The organism is Streptomyces blattellae, from assembly GCF_009709555.1.
Taxonomy (GTDB): domain Bacteria; phylum Actinomycetota; class Actinomycetes; order Streptomycetales; family Streptomycetaceae; genus Streptomyces; species Streptomyces blattellae.
Window position 1 is genome coordinate 1 of sequence record NZ_WJBG01000167.1, and the last position, 19176, is coordinate 19176.

General features: G+C 71.1%; 18 protein-coding genes. 10 read left to right on the top strand and 8 right to left on the bottom strand.

The genetic code is table 11. The features are described 5' to 3' along the window. Positions 1-260 precede the first annotated feature (260 nt). Positions 261-977 (bottom strand): IclR family transcriptional regulator NdgR, encoded by a 717-nt coding sequence (gene ndgR / locus GFH49_RS21130; protein ID WP_155057662.1) that lies wholly within the window; start codon positions 975-977, stop codon positions 261-263. A 197-nt stretch (positions 978-1174) separates the two neighbouring features. On the opposite strand from ndgR, the gene leuC reads away from it, so the two are divergent. The 4 genes from leuC (at position 1175) to GFH49_RS21150 (ending at position 4475) form a co-directional block, all read left to right on the top strand. After that, complete coding sequence (leuC, locus tag GFH49_RS21135; protein ID WP_155057663.1) at positions 1175-2605, top strand: 3-isopropylmalate dehydratase large subunit; 1431 nt, start codon at positions 1175-1177, stop codon at positions 2603-2605. Positions 2606-2611: 6 nt separating this feature from the next. Next, positions 2612-3205: a 3-isopropylmalate dehydratase small subunit gene (leuD, locus tag GFH49_RS21140; protein WP_155057664.1), complete on the top strand. Its 594-nt coding sequence runs from the start codon at positions 2612-2614 to the stop codon at positions 3203-3205. 265 nt (positions 3206-3470) lie between these two features. After that, on the top strand, positions 3471-3701 hold the full coding sequence (locus GFH49_RS21145; RefSeq protein ID WP_155057665.1) for an SCO5555 family protein: 231 nt from the start codon (positions 3471-3473) through the stop codon (positions 3699-3701). Between the two features lie 138 nt (positions 3702-3839). Next, positions 3840-4475 (top strand): HU family DNA-binding protein, encoded by a 636-nt coding sequence (locus tag GFH49_RS21150; RefSeq protein ID WP_155057666.1) that lies wholly within the window; start codon positions 3840-3842, stop codon positions 4473-4475. A 64-nt stretch (positions 4476-4539) separates the two neighbouring features. Here GFH49_RS21150 and GFH49_RS21155 read toward each other — a convergent pair whose 3' ends face one another. Beyond that, positions 4540-4743 carry a hypothetical protein gene (locus tag GFH49_RS21155; RefSeq protein ID WP_155057667.1) on the bottom strand — a complete coding sequence of 68 codons (204 nt, stop codon included), beginning with the start codon at positions 4741-4743 and terminating at the stop codon, positions 4540-4542. Positions 4744-4911: 168 nt separating this feature from the next. Beyond that, on the bottom strand, positions 4912-5550 hold the full coding sequence (gene cofC, locus GFH49_RS21160; RefSeq protein WP_155057668.1) for a 2-phospho-L-lactate guanylyltransferase: 639 nt from the start codon (positions 5548-5550) through the stop codon (positions 4912-4914). Between the two features lie 187 nt (positions 5551-5737). On the opposite strand from cofC, the gene GFH49_RS21165 reads away from it, so the two are divergent. The 3 genes from GFH49_RS21165 (at position 5738) to GFH49_RS21175 (ending at position 8746) form a co-directional block, all read left to right on the top strand. After that, the gene (locus GFH49_RS21165; RefSeq protein WP_155057669.1) at positions 5738-6514 is read left to right on the top strand and encodes a lysophospholipid acyltransferase family protein; all 777 of its coding nucleotides are present in this window, start codon (positions 5738-5740) and stop codon (positions 6512-6514) included. Next, positions 6511-7521 (top strand): NAD(P)H-dependent glycerol-3-phosphate dehydrogenase, encoded by a 1011-nt coding sequence (locus tag GFH49_RS21170; RefSeq protein ID WP_155057670.1) that lies wholly within the window; start codon positions 6511-6513, stop codon positions 7519-7521. Before GFH49_RS21165 ends, GFH49_RS21170 begins: the two co-directional genes overlap by 4 nt. Positions 7522-7591: 70 nt before the next feature. Continuing rightward, positions 7592-8746, top strand: a complete 1155-nt coding sequence (locus tag GFH49_RS21175; RefSeq protein WP_155057671.1) for a D-alanine--D-alanine ligase family protein — start codon at positions 7592-7594, stop codon at positions 8744-8746. Positions 8747-8788: 42 nt separating this feature from the next. Here the strand turns inward: GFH49_RS21175 and GFH49_RS21180 are convergent, their stop codons facing one another. Further along, positions 8789-9271: a DUF3515 domain-containing protein gene (locus tag GFH49_RS21180; protein ID WP_155057672.1), complete on the bottom strand. Its 483-nt coding sequence runs from the start codon at positions 9269-9271 to the stop codon at positions 8789-8791. A 20-nt stretch (positions 9272-9291) separates the two neighbouring features. After that, on the bottom strand, positions 9292-9525 hold the full coding sequence (locus tag GFH49_RS21185) for an Lrp/AsnC family transcriptional regulator (protein ID WP_003997603.1): 234 nt from the start codon (positions 9523-9525) through the stop codon (positions 9292-9294). A gap of 206 nt (positions 9526-9731) precedes the next feature. On the opposite strand from GFH49_RS21185, the gene GFH49_RS21190 reads away from it, so the two are divergent. Further along, on the top strand, positions 9732-10697 hold the full coding sequence (locus GFH49_RS21190; protein WP_155057673.1) for a thiamine-phosphate kinase: 966 nt from the start codon (positions 9732-9734) through the stop codon (positions 10695-10697). Next, complete coding sequence (gene thiD, locus GFH49_RS21195; protein ID WP_155057674.1) at positions 10694-11491, top strand: bifunctional hydroxymethylpyrimidine kinase/phosphomethylpyrimidine kinase; 798 nt, start codon at positions 10694-10696, stop codon at positions 11489-11491. Before GFH49_RS21190 ends, thiD begins: the two co-directional genes overlap by 4 nt. Positions 11492-11639: 148 nt before the next feature. Here thiD and rpmB read toward each other — a convergent pair whose 3' ends face one another. Next, entirely contained in the window at positions 11640-11825 is a 186-nt protein-coding gene (gene rpmB / locus GFH49_RS21200) for a 50S ribosomal protein L28 (protein WP_003993230.1), read from the bottom strand. Positions 11826-12083: 258 nt separating this feature from the next. On the opposite strand from rpmB, the gene fakA reads away from it, so the two are divergent. Then, on the top strand, positions 12084-13907 hold the full coding sequence (gene fakA / locus GFH49_RS21205; protein WP_155057675.1) for a fatty acid kinase ATP-binding subunit FakA: 1824 nt from the start codon (positions 12084-12086) through the stop codon (positions 13905-13907). Positions 13908-13979: 72 nt separating this feature from the next. Here the strand turns inward: fakA and GFH49_RS21210 are convergent, their stop codons facing one another. Together GFH49_RS21210 and GFH49_RS21215 are read right to left on the bottom strand one after the other, a co-directional pair. Then, positions 13980-17189: a tetratricopeptide repeat protein gene (locus GFH49_RS21210; RefSeq protein WP_155057676.1), complete on the bottom strand. Its 3210-nt coding sequence runs from the start codon at positions 17187-17189 to the stop codon at positions 13980-13982. Further along, positions 17186-19015: an HSP90 family protein gene (locus tag GFH49_RS21215; RefSeq protein WP_155057790.1), complete on the bottom strand. Its 1830-nt coding sequence runs from the start codon at positions 19013-19015 to the stop codon at positions 17186-17188. The genes GFH49_RS21210 and GFH49_RS21215 overlap by 4 nt, the downstream gene beginning before the upstream one ends. Positions 19016-19176: the final 161 nt, after the last annotated feature.

The window sequence follows — 19176 nt, forward strand, 5'->3', positions numbered from 1 at the left end:
GTAGCGGCCTAGCACGCCGCCCTCTCAAGGCGGTAGCGCCGGTTCGAATCCGGTCGGGGGTACTCGAAGGCAAGGCCCTCCACTTCGGCGGAGGGCCTTTGTCGTTCCTGATGCTTCGCTTCCTGCATCAACCGGGCGTTGACCGACAGCAGTTGGGCTCTCGCGCGGCTGCACCGCGCCGCTGAGCGGCGGCGTCCGCGCCGTGGGGATGAGCTGCCGCGGCGTTGAGGCTGCTCGTTCCCTACGGCGTTTCCGTGTGGTCAGCCCGTGCGGCGCAAGGCCTCGGACAGGCGAGCCGCGGCGTCGATGACTGCCTGGGCGTGCATACGGCCCGGGTGGCGGCTGAGGCGCTCGATGGGGCCGGAGACCGAGACGGCGGCCACCACGCGGTTCGACGGGCCGCGTACGGGCGCGGAGACGGACGCGACGCCCGGCTCGCGCTCGCCGATGGACTGGGCCCAGCCCCGGCGTCGTACGCCGGAGAGCGCGGTGGCGGTGAAGCGGGCGCCCTGCAGGCCGCGGTGCAGGCGCTCCGGCTCCTCCCAGGCCATGAGGATCTGGGCGGAGGAGCCGGCCTTCATCGTGAGCGTCGAGCCGACCGGGACCGTGTCCCGAAGGCCGGACAGGCGTTCCGCCGCGGCGACGCAGATGCGCATGTCGCCCTGGCGGCGGTAGAGCTGCGCGCTCTCGCCCGTGACGTCACGGAGGTGGGTGAGTACCGGGCCGGCGGTGGCGAGGAGGCGGTCCTCGCCCGCGGCCACGGCCAGTTCCGCCAGGCGCGGGCCGAGAATGAAACGGCCCTGCATGTCGCGTGCCACCATACGGTGGTGTTCCAGAGCCACGGCCAGGCGGTGCGCCGTGGGTCGTGCCAGCCCGGTCGCCGCGACCAGACCCGCGAGGGTGGCCGGACCGGACTCCAAGGCGCTCAGGACAAGGGCCGCCTTGTCCAGAACGCCGACGCCGCTACTGTTGTCCATGAAACGATACTTGCGTCTCACTCTGTGAAACGCAAGTTCAATTATCCGTAGAAGGCGCCACCCTGGAGGGACAAAGGCGCAGCGGCCCACGGACCAACGGGCCCGGCGGCGGACGCCCGGAAAAGCGGGCGCGGGCAGCCGCTTCGTCAAGATCTCTAGTTGGGTCGGCGCAACTCTTGTCGGCCGGAGGGAAAGCGATGGGTAGGACACTCGCGGAGAAGGTCTGGGACGATCATGTCGTCCGGCACGCCGAGGGCGAGCCCGACCTCCTCTTCATCGATCTGCACCTGCTGCACGAAGTGACCAGCCCGCAGGCCTTCGACGGTCTGCGTAAGAGCGAGCGCCGGGTGCGCCGCCTCGACCTCACCATCGCCACCGAGGATCACAACACCCCGACCCTCGACATCGACAAGCCCATCGCGGACCCGGTCTCCCGGGCCCAGCTGGAGACGCTGCGCAGGAACTGCGCCGAGTTCGGTGTACGTCTGCACCCGCTGGGCGACGTCGAGCAGGGCGTCGTCCATGTCGTCGGACCGCAGCTGGGCCTGACCCAGCCCGGCACGACCGTCGTGTGCGGTGACTCGCACACCTCCACGCACGGCGCCTTCGGTGCGCTGGCTTTCGGCATCGGCACCTCCCAGGTCGAGCACGTACTGGCCACCCAGACGCTGCCGATGGCCCGCCCGAAGACCATGGCCATCACCGTCGAGGGCGAACTGCCCGAGGGTGTCACGGCCAAGGACCTGATCCTGGCGATCATCGCCAAGATCGGTACGGGCGGCGGCCAGGGCTACATCCTGGAGTACCGCGGCCCCGCCATCGAGAAGCTCTCGATGGAGGCCCGGATGACCATCTGCAACATGTCGATCGAGGCCGGTGCCCGCGCGGGCATGATCGCACCTGACGACACCACCTTCGCGTACCTCAAGGGCCGCCCGCACGCGCCCGAGGGTGCTGACTGGGACGCGGCTGTTGAGTACTGGAAGTCGCTGTGCACCGACGAGGACGCCGTCTTCGACGCCGAGGTCCTCATCAACGCCGACGAGCTGTCCCCGTTCGTCACCTGGGGCACCAACCCGGGCCAGGGAGCGCCGCTTTCGAGCGCGGTCCCCGACCCTGCTTCGTACGAAGACCCTTCGGAGCGCGACGCCGCCGAAAAGGCCCTGGAATACATGGGGTTGGCGGCCGGACAGCCGCTGCGCTCCATCAAGGTGGACACCGTCTTCGTAGGCTCGTGCACCAACGGCCGTATCGAGGACCTGCGCGCCGCCGCCGAGGTCCTCAAAGACCGCAAAATCTCCGACGGGGTACGGATGCTGGTCGTGCCCGGCTCCGCTCGCGTGGGTCTGCAGGCCGTCTCCGAGGGCCTGGACCTCGTCTTCAAGGAGGCCGGTGCCGAATGGCGGCACGCGGGCTGCTCGATGTGTCTCGGCATGAACTCCGACCAGCTGGCGCCCGGTGAGCGTTCCGCGTCCACCTCAAACCGCAACTTCGAGGGCAGGCAGGGCAAGGGCGGTCGTACGCACCTGGTGTCGCCGCGGGTCGCCGCCGCGACCGCCGTGCTGGGCCACCTGGCCTCCCCGGCCGACCTGTCCGACGCCGAGACCCGTACGCCCGCTGGAGTCTGATCAGCCATGGAAGCATTCACCACCCACACCGGCCGGGCCGTCCCGCTGCGTCGCAGCAACGTCGACACCGACCAGATCATCCCTGCTCACTGGCTCAAGAAGGTCACGCGGGACGGTTTCGAGGACGGGCTGTTCGAGGCCTGGCGCAAGGACGAGAACTTCATCCTCAACCGGCCCGAGCGGCAGGGCGCGACCGTCCTGGTCGCGGGTCCCGACTTCGGCACCGGCTCCTCGCGCGAGCACGCGGTCTGGGCGCTGCAGAACTACGGCTTCAAGGCGGTGATCTCGTCCCGTTTCGCCGACATCTTCCGCGGCAACTCGCTCAAGAACGGCCTGCTCACGGTGGTTCTGGAGCAGAAGATCGTGGAAGCGCTGCAGGAACTCACCGAGAACGACCCGCAGGCCGAGATCACGGTCGACCTTCAGACGCGTGAGGTGCGCGCCGAGGGCGTCACCGCCTCCTTCGAGCTGGACGAGAACTCCCGCTGGCGGCTGCTGAACGGGCTGGACGACATCTCCATCACCCTGCAGAACGAGGCCGACATCGCGACGTACGAAGCCAAGCGGCCGTCGCACAAGCCGCAGACGCTGAAAGTCTGAGCCGACGGCCCGGCGCAAGTCGAGTTTCGGCCACCTCAACACCCCCGCCGTACCCCCGATCAGCCCGATCGGGGGTACGGCCTTGTCTGCACCCGAACGGCCCTGCGCGGCCCGAACCGCGTCTTCAACTTCCCACGTTAGAGCGGTTGTTGCCGGGGTACGCGAGCCTTGTAGCCGCGGCTTTCGCGCGTGCTCGGAAGGCCGTTTGAGGCGGCAGTTGCACCCTGGGCAGGCGACAACTCGCCCCAGATGGCACAATCTGTGCATGGAACACGACGGCCAACTCAAGCTCTATGCGGCAGTCGCGGGCCAACTGAAGGAAGCGCACGCAAGAGTGCGCGCACTGCAAGTCCCGGAGGGCGTACGGATGGCGCTGACCCGGAAGCTGCTGGTCATTACGGCCGCGGCCAAGCACGATCTCGCCGATGCGGCAAGGCGTCTGGAGCGGTTCACTGCCGACCTCGACGAGGGTCGATTCCCCGAAGAGGAACGCTGAACAGCCCTTAAGGCCGTCGAGTCCGCTGCGGCACAAGGGTGATAAGCCCGTTTCGTGTTTGATTTGCGGTATATATCTGCCTAACGTGCGAAAAAGCTTGAACACTTTCGTTCTGGCGATGTCTCCGAAGGGGAAGACGTGAACAAGGCGCAGCTCGTAGAAGCGATTGCCGACAAGATGGGCGGCCGCCAGCAGGCCGCCGATGCTGTCGACGCGGTACTGGACGCCATCGTCCGCGCGGTGGTCGGAGGCGAAAGGGTCTCGGTCACCGGTTTCGGTTCGTTCGAAAAGGTCGACCGTCCCGCCCGTTACGCCCGCAACCCGCAGACGGGCGAGCGGGTTCGGGTCAAGAAGACCTCCGTGCCGCGCTTCCGCGCGGGCCAGGGCTTCAAGGACCTGGTGAGCGGCTCGAAGAAGCTCCCGCGCGGTGGGGAGGTCGCCGTCAAGAAGGCGCCCAAGGGCAGCCTGACCGGCGGTGCCGCGGCCACGGTCAAGAAGGCCGCGGCCAAGAAGACCACCAAGGCCGCCGCCGCGAAGAAGACCGCGGCGAAGCGGGCCCCGGCGAAGAAGGTCACCGCCAAGAAGACGACGGCCAAGAAGACGACCGCGAAGAAGACCACCGCGGCTGCCAAGAAGACCGCGGCGAAGCAGACCACCGCCAAGAAGACGACGGCCAAGAAGGCCCCGGCGAAGAAGGCGACGGCCAAGAAGGCCCCCGCCAAGAAGTCGTCCGCGCGCAAGACCGCCGCCAAGAAGTCCACCGCTCGCAAGTAAGCGGGGCACAGGGGCACTCACGCGCCGGGCCGGACTCCCTCATGGAGTCCGGCCCGCGGCGCTTCTACAGGGTCTGCAGTGTCACCAGCGTGATGCGCAGGCCGTCGTTCGGGCCTTCCACCTCGATCCGCACGCGCTGTCCGGGGCGCAGCAGTCGCAGACCGCCCGCGTCGAAGGCGGCGGTGTCGAAGGGGAGGGGGGTGCCGTCGTCGAGCAGCACACTGCCGCTGCGGGTGTCGGCGTCGTAGGTGTATGCGGTGGCCTGCATGTTCGCAGGGTATGCGCTCCGCCGGGCGGGCCGCGAGGGGGTGCCGTGCGTCTGCGGCGCCGTTGTGGCCGGTCGCTCCCCCACGTTCTCGGCTTCGCTCGAACCCGGGGGACCCCCATCGCCGCGGAGCCGCACATCGATACAGCCCCGCGGCCCTATGGGACGCGGCTACAGCCCTGTGATCAATAGGCCGGCGGTTGCCTTCGCGGTTCTCGGGCCCACGCCCAGCGCCAGTGCGGCGCGTAGGTCATCGCCGGTGTCGACGTCCTGGCGTACGGAATCCACTGCGGTGACGGTCAGTTCCACCGCGCCGGAGGCACGGTGGCGGGTACGGGAATCAGTGCCGAATTCCGGATGCAATTCACGGCCGGGAGTGGCGGCCAGCAGAGTTGTGCCGATTGCGGCCGCATCCGGGAGGAAAGCGCGGGGGAATTCAGCGGCCGCGTCCAGTACCCGGGCCAATTCCGGTGGGCGCAGGGCGGGAAGATCGGCATTGAGTGCGGCCAGGGCAGTTCGGGGATGAGCTGCCCGGACGACTGCCTCGGCGTGTGTCAGGGCCGCGTTCAGGCCGCCCGCGGGTTCGTCCGCGACGATGTGGGCGCCCAGCGCGGCCAGCTCCCGGCCGGCCAGGGCGTCGCCCGTGACAACTGCCACATCGCGGACCGCCGGGCAGGCCAGCGCGGCCGCCACGGTGTCCTGGGCGAAGGCGAGGGCGAGGCCCGGGCGCAGCCCGTCGGCGGCGGTGTCCGAGAGCCTGCTCTTGGCGTGCGCCAAAGGCTTCAGGGGTATCACCAAGGTCCACTGCACGAGCGTTCGTCCCTCTCTTGTCGCGGCCATTGTCACCCGGGCCATCTGGCAGGCGCGTGCTGGGGAGGGGCGCGAAGCTCCTGCAAGGGCGGTGGTGGGAGACGGGCGGGCGTACGGTGTTCTCGACAGACCGGCGGCCCGGGGCGACACTTGTGCGGCAGCCCAGGCCCTAGAGGAAGGTGTCCGCGTGCCCCGCCGCAGAATCGGCTTCTGGTACCGCTTCGCAGCGGTCCTCTGCAAACCGCCGCTGGTGGTTCTGATCAAGCGGGACTGGCGTGGAATGGAGCACATTCCGGCCGACGGCGGATTCATCACCGCGGTGAACCACAATTCGCACATCGATCCCTTCGCGTACGCACACTTCCAGTACAACACCGGCCGTGTTCCGCGATTCCTCGCGAAGAGCGGCCTTTTCAGGAAGGGATTCGTCGGTGCCGCGATGCGCGGCACCGGGCAGATCCCCGTCTACCGGGAAACCACGGACGCGCTCAGCGCCTTCCGGGCCGCGATCGCCGCCGTGGAGCGAGGCGAGTGCGTGGCTTTCTACCCCGAGGGGACGATCACTCGCGACCCGCACCAGTGGCCGATGACCGGCAAGACCGGTGCCGCGCGCGTCGCCCTGCAGACCAAGTGCCCGGTGATCCCCGTCGCCCAGTGGGGCGCCAACGAACTGCTGCCGCCGTACGCCAAGAAACCCAACCTCCTTCCGCGCAAGACCCACCATGTGCTCGCGGGCCCGCCCGTGGACCTGACGGGGTTCTACGACAAGGAGATGACCCCGGAGCTGCTGAAGCAGGCGACCGAGGTCATCATGGCCGCCATCACCCGCCAGCTGGAGGACATCCGCGGCGAGCGGGCGCCCGAGACGCCGTACGACCCGCGCCAGGAGCGGATCGAGCAGCGACGCAGGAGCAGGGTCCAGGCGGAGGGCAAGGCCGTACAGGAAGAGGGGCAGGGCACGTGAGCAAGCCGGTCAAGGCGGCTGTCTTCAGCGCCGGTTCGTGGGGTACCGCCTTCGGCATGGTGCTCGCCGACGCGGGCTGCGAGGTCGTCCTCTGGGCACGCCGCCCCGAGGTCGCCGACGCCGTCAACTCCAGCCGGATGAACCCCGAGTACTTTGCGGGCATCGAGCTTCCGGAGAACCTGCGGGCCACCACCGACCCCGCCGCGGCAGCGGCCGGCGCCGACTTCACGGTCCTGTCCGTCCCCTCGCAGACGCTGCGCGGCAACCTCGCCGACTGGGTGCCGCTGCTCGCACCCGACACGATCCTCGTCTCCCTCATGAAGGGTGTCGAACTCGGCACCGCCATGCGGATGACCGAGGTCATCGAGGACGTCGCCAAGGTCGGCCAGGACCGTGTCGCCGTCGTCACCGGGCCCAACCTCGCCCGTGAGATCGCCGCCCGGATGCCGGCCGCCTCCGTGGTCGCCTGCACCGAGGAGGCCGTCGCCCAGCGGCTCCAGGCCGCCTGCCACACGCCGTACTTCCGTCCGTACACGAACACCGACGTGGTGGGCTGTGAGTTGGGCGGTGCCGTGAAGAACGTCATCGGCCTCGCCGTCGGCATCGCGGACGGCATGGGGCTCGGCGACAACGCGAAGGGATCCTTGATCACCCGCGGCCTCGCCGAGACCACCCGGCTCGGGCTGGCCATGGGCGCCGACCCGCTGACGTTCTCCGGACTCGCGGGCCTGGGCGACCTGGTGGCGACCTGCTCCTCGCCGCTGTCCCGCAACCACACCTTCGGCACCAACCTCGGCAAGGGCATGACCCTTCAGGAGACCATCGCGGTCACCAGGCAGACCGCCGAGGGCGTCAAGTCCTGTGAGTCCGTGCTGGATCTGGCCCGCCGGCACGGCGTCGACATGCCCATCACGGAGACGGTCGTCGGCATCGTGCACGAGGGCAAGCCCCCGGTGGTCGCCCTCAAGGAGCTGATGTCGCGCAGCGCGAAGCCCGAACGACACTGAGCGACGCCCGGGCAACGCCGGGGTGCGGACGCTGTGTCCGGGCGCTACCAACGGGTACCCTCAACGCGATATGAGCACCGAGAACCTCGCCCAGAGCCCTCAGCAGCCGCCTCGCAAGCCACGCGTGGCCGTCGTGTTCGGCGGACGCAGTTCCGAGCACGGGATCTCCATGGTCACCGCCGGCGCCGTACTGCGTGCGATCGACCGGACGAAGTACGACGTCCTGCCGATCGGCATCACGCAGAGCGGCCGGTGGGTGCTCACAGCCGACGATCCGGAACGCATGGCGATCACCGAGCGCCGTACGCCCGACGTCGAGCAGCTGGCCGACTCCGGCGAGGGCGGCGTCGTGCTCCCCGTCGACCCCGCGAACCGCGAAGTCGTCTACACCGAGCCCGGATCGGTGCCCAAGGCGCTCGGTGAGATCGACGTCGTCTTCCCGGTGCTGCACGGGCCGTACGGCGAGGACGGCACCCTTCAGGGCCTGCTGGAGCTCGCCGGAGTGCCGTACGTCGGCTCGGGCGTGCTCGCCTCGGCCGTCGGGCAGGACAAGGAGTACATGAAGCGGGTGTTCACCTCCTTCGGGCTCAAGGTGGGCCCGTACGTGGTGATCCGGCCGCGCGAGTGGGACCAGGACGGGTCCGCCGCCCGCAAGAAGATCATCGACCTTGCCGGCGACCATGGCTGGCCGCTCTTCGTGAAGCCCGCGCGCGCGGGTTCGTCGATCGGCATCACCAAGGTCGACGACCTCTCCGGGCTCGACGAGGCGATCGCAGAGGCCCAGCGCCACGACCCCAAGATCCTCGTCGAGGCGGCGCTGCGCGGCCGGGAGATCGAGTGCGGGGTGCTGGACTTCGAGGACGGCCCTCGGGCATCGGTGCCCTCCGAGATCCCGTCACCCGAGACCCACGCCTACTACGACTTCGAGGCCAAGTACATCGACTCCACACCGGGCATCGTGCCCGCGCCGCTCACCCCGGAGGAGACGGCCGAGGTCCAGAAGCTCGCCGTCGACGCCTTCGAGGCCGCCTCCTGCGAGGGCCTGGTCCGCGCCGACTTCTTCCTCACCGGCGACGGCTTCGTCATCAACGAGATCAACACCATGCCCGGCATGACCCCGATCTCGATGTATCCGCAGATGTGGCAGGCGAGCGGAGTCGGCTACCCGGAGCTGGTGGACCGGCTGATCCAGGCGGCGCTGCGCCGTTCAACGGGTCTGAGGTGACTGATCCGTGGGCGCGAGACACAACTGTCGCGCCCACGGCGCTCAGTCGGCGATCCCCTCCGGCACCGCCTTCTTGATCGCGGGCCCCAGATCGACCAGCGGCGCCATCCCGTCGTCCGTGCGGTCCTTGGGGATGGTCACCTCCACGTACGCCTTGCGCAACGTCGTGACGAACCGGAAGTCCCCGTCGTCCTGCTCCTGCAGCAGCCACCCGACGCCGTTCACATCGACGCCGTCGGCATTGGTCTCGCTCATGTCCGCAGGCCGGTCCACACCGCACCGCAGTATGATCGCCGGGTCTCCCCACCCCGCGGTCAACGCGGAGGCGGGTTCGGGATCCCGGCGATCCTGACCGTCGACCGTGGACGGCAACGCCCTGTCCAGGTTTCGGCACAGCGTCGTGACCTCGGTGCCCGGACCGGGAACCGCGGCCCGGGAACTGTCGTCTGCTGAGGAGCAGCCCGCGACGGTGATCAACAGTGCGACGGTGGGCAGGCCGACGAGCCGGTGGGGAGAGAAGGTCACCGGCCAAGGGTAGACGGGGGCTACAGATGAACGACCGGGCAGGTCAGGGTTCGCGTGATGCCGTCCACTTGCTGGACCTTGGCGACCACCATGCGGCCGAGGTCGTCGACGGTGTCAGCTTGGGCACGCACGATCACGTCATAAGGTCCTGTCACGTCCTCAGCCTGGATCACCCCAGGAATCTTGCTGATCGTTTCGGCGACGGTCGACGCTTTGCCGACCTCCGTCTGGATCAGGATGTACGCCTGTACCACGGAACCTCCAGGGCGGCCACGAGGATCATGTGGGGAAAAGGAACGCCACGGTATCGCGTCGCCGCTCGCCACGGGGAGACCTGCGGGGACCGCGGCCCCCGCGCCGGGGTGCAGGCACGACAGAAGTTGACGGTCAACTTGACCGTATCGAGCACACTGGTGACGCGCGACCGGGCACGGACAGGTACAGAAGGGGCGAAAGGACAATGAAGGGCACTGTTGGTGAGCTGGGGGAGTTCGGGCTCATCAGGGAGCTCACCTCCCGTCTCACCACCACCCCGGCGGTCCGGGTCGGCCCCGGCGACGACGCCGCGGTGGTCGCCGCACCCGATCGCAGGGTCGTGGCGAGCACCGACATCCTCGTCGAGGGGCGGCACTTCCGCCGCGACTGGTCCACGGCCTACGACGTCGGCCGCAAGGCCGCCGCACAGAACCTCGCGGACATCGCGGCCATGGGCGCCGTACCGACCGCGCTGCTGCTCGGCCTGGTCGTGCCGGCCGAACTCCCGGTGACCTGGCCGACCGAGATGATGGACGGACTGCGCGACGAGTGCCAGGTCGCGGGGGCCTCGGTGGTCGGCGGCGATGTCGTACGCGGCGACTCGATCATGGTGTCGATCACCGCGCTCGGCGATCTGCGCAACCAGGAGCCCGTGACGCGGGGCGGTGCGCAGCCCGGCGACCTCGTCGCGGTGACCGGCTGGCTGGGCTGGTCCGCGGCCGGCTACGCCGTGCTGTCCCGGGGCTTCCGCTCGCCGCGGGCCTTCGTGGAGGCGCACCGGCGCCCGGAGCCGCCGTATCACGCGGGGCCGGCCGCGGCCGGGCTCGGCGCGACCGCGATGTGCGACGTGAGCGACGGGCTGATCGCCGACCTCGGGCACATCGCGCAGGCCAGCAAGGTCCGTATCGACATCCGCTCCGGCGCGATCGACATCCCCTCGCAGATGAACGACATCGGGCAGGCCGTGGGCGTCGATCCCATGCAGTGGGTGCTCACCGGGGGCGAGGACCACGCGATCGTGGCGACCTTCCCGCCGGACGTGAAACTGCCCGCCCGCTGGAAGGTCATCGGCGAGGTGCGGGGCCCCTCGGCGCTGCCCCAGGTGACGGTCGACGGGGCCCCGTGGACCAGCAAGGGCGGCTGGGACCACTTCGGGGACATCGAGTCGTGAGCGCGCCGCCGAGAGCGCTGACGGTCGCCGGCTCCGATTCCGGCGGAGGCGCCGGAATCCAGGCCGACTTGAAGACGATGCTCGCGCTCGGCGTGCACGGCATGAGCGTCGTCACCGCCGTGACCGCGCAGAACTCCCTGGGCGTGCAGGGGGCATGGCCGCTGCCCGTGGAGACGGTGCGGGCGCAGTACCGGAGCGTCGTCGACGACATCGGCGTCCAGGCCGTGAAGACCGGGATGCTCGCGTCCGCCGAACTCGTCGAGGCGGTGGCCGAGTTGATCGCCGGTACGGACGTTCCGGCCGTGATCGACCCGGTGGGTGTCTCCAAGCACGGCGACTCGCTGCTGGCTCCGTCCGCGCTGGACTCCGTACGGACGAAGCTGCTGCCGGTCGCGACCGTGGCGACGCCGAACCTGGACGAGGTGGCCCAACTGACGGGCGTGCACGTCGAGTCGGAGGAGCAGATGCGCAGGGCCGCGGCGGCTGTTCTGGCGTACGGGCCGCGCTGGGTGCTGATCAAGGGCGGGCATCTGCCCGGGGACGCCGTGGATCTGCTCACCGACGGGGCGGAGGAGCACTGGCTGCGGGCGCCCCGGCACGACAACCGGCACACGCACGGCACGGGCTGCACGCTCGCCTCCGCGATCGCTTCCGGGCTCGCGACGGGGCTGCCTGTGCCGACGGCGGTCGCGGCGGCGAAGGAGTACGTCACCGGGGCGATCGAGGCGGGGTTCGCGCTCGGTGGGGGGATCGGGCCGGTGGATCACGGGTGGCGGTTCAGGGGCGACGTCTAGTCGTCGGCGCCTGGGTCGTGGGCGCCTGGGTCGTGGGCGCCTGGGTCGTCGAGGCCCGGGCCCCGGAGGGCGCAGCAAAAAGCCGGTCCACCCGAGGTGGACCGGCTTCTGCAGCGAACCAGCATGGGCCGCGCGCTACCGCGTAGCGTCAGCGCGAGACCTTGCCGGCCTTGATGCACGAGGTGCAAGCGTTCACGCGCTTCGGCGTCCCGCCGACCACGGTACGGACGCGCTGGATGTTCGGGTTCCAGCGACGGGACGTACGGCGGTGCGAGTGCGAGATGTTGTTGCCGAAGCCCGGCCCCTTGCCGCAGACGTCGCAGTTGGCAGCCACGGGTCACTCCAAAGACTTCAGATGCACTTACGGTTGATCCCGGCAGGCCGGGATCAAGATCGCAGGATCAGAGATCTGGGTGGCGTTGCCAGGGGAATGGCCCGATCTGGATCGGGCAACCGGAGCAGCATACAACGACTGCGCCAGTACAACGAAACTACCATGGCTGCTCAGGGCCACGCTCCGGCCCACTTCCGGCGGCCCACCGGCCCGGGGTCTACGCTGCGTCCCACGTCCGGCAGTCCTAAGGAGGCGCAGGTGGCGCAGGCGCCGCAGACATTCCTCGATGCTCTCGCGGTGCGCACCTGGTGCGGTCTCGCGCTGGCGGCGCTGGGGAGGTCGCGCGAGGAGATCGACGCGATCAACGTCTACCCGGTCGCCGACGGGGACACCGGCACGAACCTGTATCTGACAGTGGAGTCGGCGCTCACCGCGGTCGAGGCGGTCTTCACCGGCCACGAGGTCGGGGGCGGCGCGGGGGTGCCGTCGCTCGCCGACACCGTGCAGGCCATGGCGCACGGCGCGCTCATCGGGGCGCGCGGGAACTCCGGAACGATTCTGGCGCAGCTGCTGCGGGGGATGGCGCAGGTGCTCGCCGCGGACGGGGAGGGCGGCGGGGAGGGCGGCGGGGGACGGGCCGGCGGTGGGTCCGGGGGCTCGTCCCCCGGTGAGAGCGCTCACAGCGACGCCCGGGGGCTGCGGCTCGCGCTCCGGCATGCGGCCGACTCCGCCCGGCAGGCCGTGGCCCACCCCGTGGAGGGCACGGTTCTCACGGTCGCCTCGGCCGCCGCGGACGCCGCGACGGGAACCGAGGGGGACTGCGGGACGGTCGCGCGGGCGGCGTACGACGGCGCGCGAGCGGCCCTCGCCGCGACGCCGGGCCAGCTGGCCGTCCTGGCGCGCGCGGGCGTCGTGGACGCGGGCGGGCGGGGCCTGGTGGCGGTGCTGGGGGCGCTGGTGGAGACGTTCACGGGGGAGCGGCCGGCGGCGGTGGCCGTGGTGCCCCCGGTAGCCATGGTGCCCCCGGTGGCCGTCGTGTCGCCGGTGGGCGGGGGGCACGCGCGCGTGGACGGCCTCGGCACGAGCGACGAGCACGCGCGCGTGGGCGCCGACAGCCCCGGCGAGTGCGTGGACGGGGCCGTGACCCCGGAGGAGGGCGGGCCCGCCTTCGAGGTGATCTACCTGCTGGAGGCCGAGGACGCGGCCGTGACCCGGCTGCGGGAGCGGCTCGACGAACTCGGTGACTCGCTCGTCGTGGTCGGCGGTGACGGGCTGTGGAACGTCCATGTACACGTGGACGACGCGGGCGCCGCCGTGGAGGCGGGCGTGGAGGCCGGGCGGCCGTACCGGATCAGGATCACGCACTTCGCCGTCGGCGACGTGCACACCACCGGCGGCGGACGCCCGTCCCGGGAGCGCGTCCAGCGTGCCGTCGTGGCCGTGGTGCCCGGCGAGGGGCTGGCCGGGCTCTACACCGAAGCGGGCGCGACCACGGTGCTCGCGCGCCCCGGCGAGCCGCTCGCGAGCGGGGAGCTCGTCGACGCCGTACGACGGGCCCACGCGCGCGAGGTCGTGCTGCTGCCCAATGACGCCGACCTGCGCCACACCGCCGCCGCGGCGGCCGAGCAGGCTCGCACGGAGGGCATCCGGGTGGCGCTGATCCCGACGCGCTCCGCGGTGCAGGGGATCGCTGCGCTGGCCGTGCACGAACCGGACCGCCGGTTCGACGAGGACGTCGTGCAGATGACCTCGGCGGCCGGTGCGACCCGCTACGCCGAGGTGACCGTCGCCGAGCGCCAGTCGTGGACCACGGCCGGTATCTGCCAGGCCGGGGACGTCCTGGGCCTCATCGAGGGCGATGTCGCCGTGATCGGCTCGGACGTCACCGCCACCGCCGAGACGGTCATCGACCGCATGCTCCAGGCGGGCGGCGAGATGGTCACCCTCGTCCTCGGCGATGAAGCGCCCGACTCCATCGCCGAGCGCGTCGAAGCACGCGTGCGTGAGGTGCACCTCGCCGTCGACACGGTCGTGTACCGGGGCGGGCGGCAGGGTTCGCTGCTGCTCATCGGCGTCGAATAGACCGCGTTCTTCCTGTAGACCGCGGTCTTCCTAAGCCCTATTCGTTCAGGCCCCGTCCCTCCAGCCCCGTCCCTACAGGCCCTGTCCCTCCAGACCCTGTTCCTGCATCAGCTGGAGCATCTGCTCCGCCTCCGCCCGCCGGGCCTGTACCGTCTCGTCGCCGTCGTCGGCACCGTCGTACGCGACCAGCACCGCACGCGCGCGTGCCGCGGCCTGCGCGGGGCGGCTCAGGTCTGCCTCCAGCCAGCCGGCGGCGAGTTCGGCGCCGGTGCGGGCGTGCAGGGCGTCATCACCGGCGGCGGCGAACACCGTGACCGCGTCCAGCATCTGGCCCAGGGCATCTTCGAGGGTGGCCCGGATCGAGTCGTCCTCGGCGTCCTCGGTGGCGGACCGGGCGAGCAGGTCGCCGAACTGCCGGTGGGTGTGGCCGAGTTCCGCGGTGAGCCGCTGCCGGGACTCTTCGTCGGCGGTGGCGTCCCGTGCCGTCGCGCACTCGCGGACTGCGCCCGCCATCAGCTCCCGTGCCTCCTCCGGCCCCTCCTGGGTGCGCAGCGCGAGCCAGGCGCGGGCGCGCAGGGAACGCACCAGGCCGTGTACGTTGCCGAGTTCGCGCCACAGCGCGCCCGCGCGCGCGTAGGCCTGGTCGGCCTCGTCGTGCAGCCCCGCGTGCCCCAGGGACTCCGCGGCGAGATGGGCGAGCGTGGCATGGTCGTGCTGCTCGGGCCAGTTCCGGGCGATCTCGGCGGCCTGCAAACGCCGTTCGGCCGCCGCGCGGTGTTCGCCGAGCTCGCTCAGGCAGTCGCCGAGCCACCACTGCGTCTGTACGACCGCGCCGTCGCCGTGTGTTTCGGCGGTCACGTCGGGCAGCGCCGACTCCAGCACCTCCGCGGCCTCCGCCCAACGGCCCTGGCGCAGCAGGAACCCGCCGAGCTGATGCCGTGCCCAGGCGCCGAGCGTCGGGCCCTCGCCCGCCTCCTCGGCCCAGTGCGCCGCGTCCAGGGCGTGTTCGGCGGCCTCCGCGGACCGGCCCAGGCCGCCCAGGACCTCGGCGAGCTGAAGGTGCAGCTGGGCGCGGCCGACCGGCTCCAGGTGCGGTCCGCCGTGCTCCAGCGCCGCACGCAGCGCCCGCTCGGCCTCCGCCGTGTCGCCCAGGTGGTGCGCAAGTCCCGCCAGCCGGGCCTCGTACTCCACCGCGAACCACGGCAGCCCGGCCCCGACGAACGCGGCCGCGGCCCGCGCGAACAGCTCCGCGGCCCCCTCCACGTCCCCGGCGAGCGCGGCCAGCTCCGCGAGCATCGCCTGCCCCTCAGCGACCCGCGAGGCAAGCCGCACATCGCCCCCGACCCGCCCCTCCACCAGCGCCAGCACCTCCCGAGCGGCACCTTCGGCACGCACGAAGGCCAGCTCGACAGGCGAGGACTGCTCGACGGACACATCCCGCGCCGGGCTGCGGCCCGGGATCTCGTGTTCCGGGGAGCCGCCGTCCCCGGTCGCGTCCGGTGGGGAGGGTGTGGCGGGCGGGTCGCTGTGGCTGTGCGGGTCGCTGTGGCGGACGTTGTCGCCTGGATCCGGTGAGGGGCGGTCGGCGGACGCGTCCTGGGCCGGGCCGTTGGCCGGGATCTCGGCGGGTGGGAAGTCGTCGTTCGTGTTCGGTGACGAGTCGTCGTCCGGGGCCGCGGCACCCGCGGAATGCGCCGTCTCGTGCACCCGCCGCATCAGGATCCGGGCCTTGCCCATCAATACCGACGCCGTCTGCGGCAGGCCGGTGCCGCCTTCGGCGTAGAGCGCCAGGACCTCGTCGTACGGGCCGGCGACGGACCTCAGTGCCTCGTCGATGTCGCCCGCGAGCGCGAGCATGTACGCCGCACGCGCGCGTGCCGCCAAGGCCTCACCGGGGTCGCCCGCCTCCGCGTACAGCTCGGCGGCGCGCTCGAACAGGGCGATGCCTTCGGGGCCGAGGCTCATCGCACGGTGGTCGGCGATCTCAGCGCGGTCCCGTGGGTCCAGCTCGGCCCCCTCGGCGGCTCGGGCGACCGCCGCCCATGCCTCGACGGCGTTCGGCTGCAGGGTGTCCGACAGCCGCCGGGCCTCGGCCAGCAGCGCGGGCAGATCGGGCTCCACGGCCTCATCGTGCGCCGGAACCGGCGGGAGGGGAACCGTCGCGGGACGTGCCGAGCGCACCCCGAGCGGCAGCCGCTCCACCAGTGGCCGCTGCTCCATACGCGCACGTGCCTGCTCGCTCACCCGCGCCGTGCCGTTGCGCTGATCGAACCGCCCGGCCAGCGCCAGGGCCTCCACGCGCGCGTGGGCGGCGAGTTCACCCGCGCTCCACTCCCGCCCGGCCGGACCCGGCACCCGCCCGCCGCCCAGCCCCAGCGCGGTCAGCCGGTCCATGAGCAGGGCCACGACACTCATGAAGTCCAGCCTGCTGCGCGGATGCCCGCTGTCGGTGAAGTACGTCGGCCGCTCCGCGAGCAGCTCCAGGCCGCGCGCCTCGTTACCGGTCAGCGCACAGAACTCCACGTGGTCCGCGTACGCGCCGCGCATGCTCTCCATGGGCCGTACGAGCCGGAAACCCCGCAGATGGTTGGCGCGGGCCTCATCCAGGCGGCCCAGCCGCAGCAGGGGCACCAGGGACGACGCCAGGACCGTGTGCGGCTCGTGGGCGCAGCTGAACTCGCCCTCCAGAACGGGCGCCCACAGCTCCAGCGCCGCCGCGTCCCGCCCCCGCTCCGCCTGCCACCACCCCTGCCCGTGCAGCTCGCACGCGTGGCAGTCGGCCATGCTGTCCCGGTCGGCGGCCAGCCACGCGGCGTACGCCCGCTCGGCCCGGTCGACGTCCCCGACGTGCGCGGCCACACTGAACTCGGCGCTGCGCACGGCCCGTTCGGAGTGCCCGGCGAGCCGGTAGCGGTGTTCCATCTCGCCGAGCCACTTCTCGACGGACGCGAGCGGGATGTGCGGCTGGTCGAGCATGCCGGACGACATCCACTTGAAGACCCAGTGCAGCGAATGGGTCTCGTACTCGTCGAAGTCCTCCGGCCGCTCGTCCCACATGCGCAGCAGGCGCGCGAAGGGGACGAACATCTTGTCCTTCTCGGAGCTGTAGTTGTAGACCTTCAGCTGGTGCCCGAGCGCCTCGATCACCGCAAGGGGGGTGTTCAGCTTCTCGGCCTCCGCGAGCAGTTGCTCCGCGCGCGCGTTGCGGGCCGGGCCCTCCGGCTGCTCGCCGTTCTCCGCCATCGCCCGGCGCAGGGAGTCGAAGTCCGTGATCTCATTCATCGCTGACCGTCCTCGCTGTGCGTGGCCCACTCCAGGAGGCCGATGAACGCCCGGTTCAGCAACGCCGAGTCGGCGGGCCTGAGCGGCCGCTGCGCCATCAGCAGGGCCTGCCCGTACAGCGACTCCGTGGCGGTGCCGATCAGCTCCGGGTCCTGAAGGGAACTGATCCTGCGGATCAGCGGGTTGAGATGATTGAGCACCAGCCGCGCGCGTGGCGCACTGCCGCGCAGCGAACCGAGGATGCCCGCCCAGAGGTCGTCGGCCTGCTCCTCGGCCTCGGCCCGGGCCTGCTCGTGCCGGGCCGCGCGGTCGTCGAGGTGCAGTGCGGGCACGGACAGCGGGTGGAAGGAGCGCAGTACTATGTCACATCCCAGTGGGTCCAGCGTCGCCCGCGCCGCCGCCAAGAACCCCGCCAGCGCCAACTCCTCCGCCGGATCGACCGCGTCCAGATGCGCGGTCACGGTGTCGGCGTCCAGCTCGGCGACCACGGTCCCCGGCCGCACCGACGGCAGCGCCTCGACCAGCTCGCTGTCGTACGTGTAACCGCCGTTGATCACCCCGACGCCCTGCGCGGACGCGATCGGCGCGACCTGCCGGTACTCCTCGACGCTCCGCGTGAAGTGCACCACCGGGTGCCGCTGCGCGAACTCCTCCAGGGACAGCCGCCCGTCGGTCGTCTCGAAGGGCAGCCACGGCAGCATCGTGCGCAGCATCTCCTTGTCGTGCCGCGCGAGGGACTTCACGCCCAGGTAGTGCACGGACAGGAACGCGGCCAGCCGCTCCGGATCACCGGCGGCCAGCCCCGTGAGCCACGAGCGAATCCTTTCCCCGAGGGCCTCCCGTACGGCGGCGAGCGTCTCGTCCTCATACAGCGACTCGCGCGAGGCCGTGGGCCGCAGACTGTCGGTGTCGAGCACACAGCGCACGAAGAACGCCCAGTCGGGCAGCAGCTGTTCGGCCCGCTCGGTCAGCAGCATGCCCTTGAGGTGGACGCGATGACTCGCCCGCTGGGCCGGGCTGACCGCGGACGGCAGCACGTACGCCACGCCCCGGACACCGGCGAGCGGCACGTTCAGCTCGATCGCGTCCAGCGGGGTGAAGCCGAACAGCTCGTGGCAGTGCCGGGCCAGGGCCACCCTTCGGGTGGCGGGGGAGGGGTACGTACGGTCCCAGGGCGCGGGCAGGTCCGTGACCGCCTCGCCGCCGACCCGGACGTCGTACGGCAGCAGGGACCCGAAGTCCCGGGCCAGCGCGAGCACCCGTTCCTCGGTGAGCCATTCCCCGGCGCCGGGACGCGCCACCAGGTGCACGGTGGTGCCGGGTTCGGTGCGGGCGTCCGGCGGCAGGCTCCGTACGGTGTACGAGCCGTCGTCCGTCGCGGTCCACTCCACCGGCGCCGCACCGGGCGTACGGGCGCTCAGGCTGACGACCCGGATCCGCTCGGCGACGACGAAACAGGCCAGCAGGCCTATGCCGAACTGACCGAGGAAGTCGGACCGGGCCTCCTGCAAACCCTCCGCCCGCTTCGAGCTGCGGCCGATCGTCGCAAGGAGGCTGTGCACGTCCGCTTCGGTGAGCCCGATCCCGGAGTCCTCCACGCGCAGGGTCCCGCCCTCCGCGTACAGCCGCACGCAGGCAGGGGAGCCGGGTTGTTCGGCCCGTCTCGCCGTGATGGCGTCGACGGCGTTCTGCAGAAGTTCCCGCAGGTAGACCTTGGGGCTGGAGTAGAGGTGATGAGAGAGCAGGTCCACCAGACCGCGCAGGTCGACCTGGAACGTATGAGGTGGCTGGGGTGCCTGGGATGGCTGTGAGATCTGGGAGTCCATCGTCACGGCGCCGGTGGGGGGACTGTCGACGGCGCGGGGTCGGGCGGTCCCGTGTGAGGCGGTGACCGCGGAAAGGATGGCCGGAGCGCGCCATCCTATGGCCCGAACGAGCCGTCTGACCAGGAGATTCCCGAGACGTATACGGCATTGTCAGTGGTGTG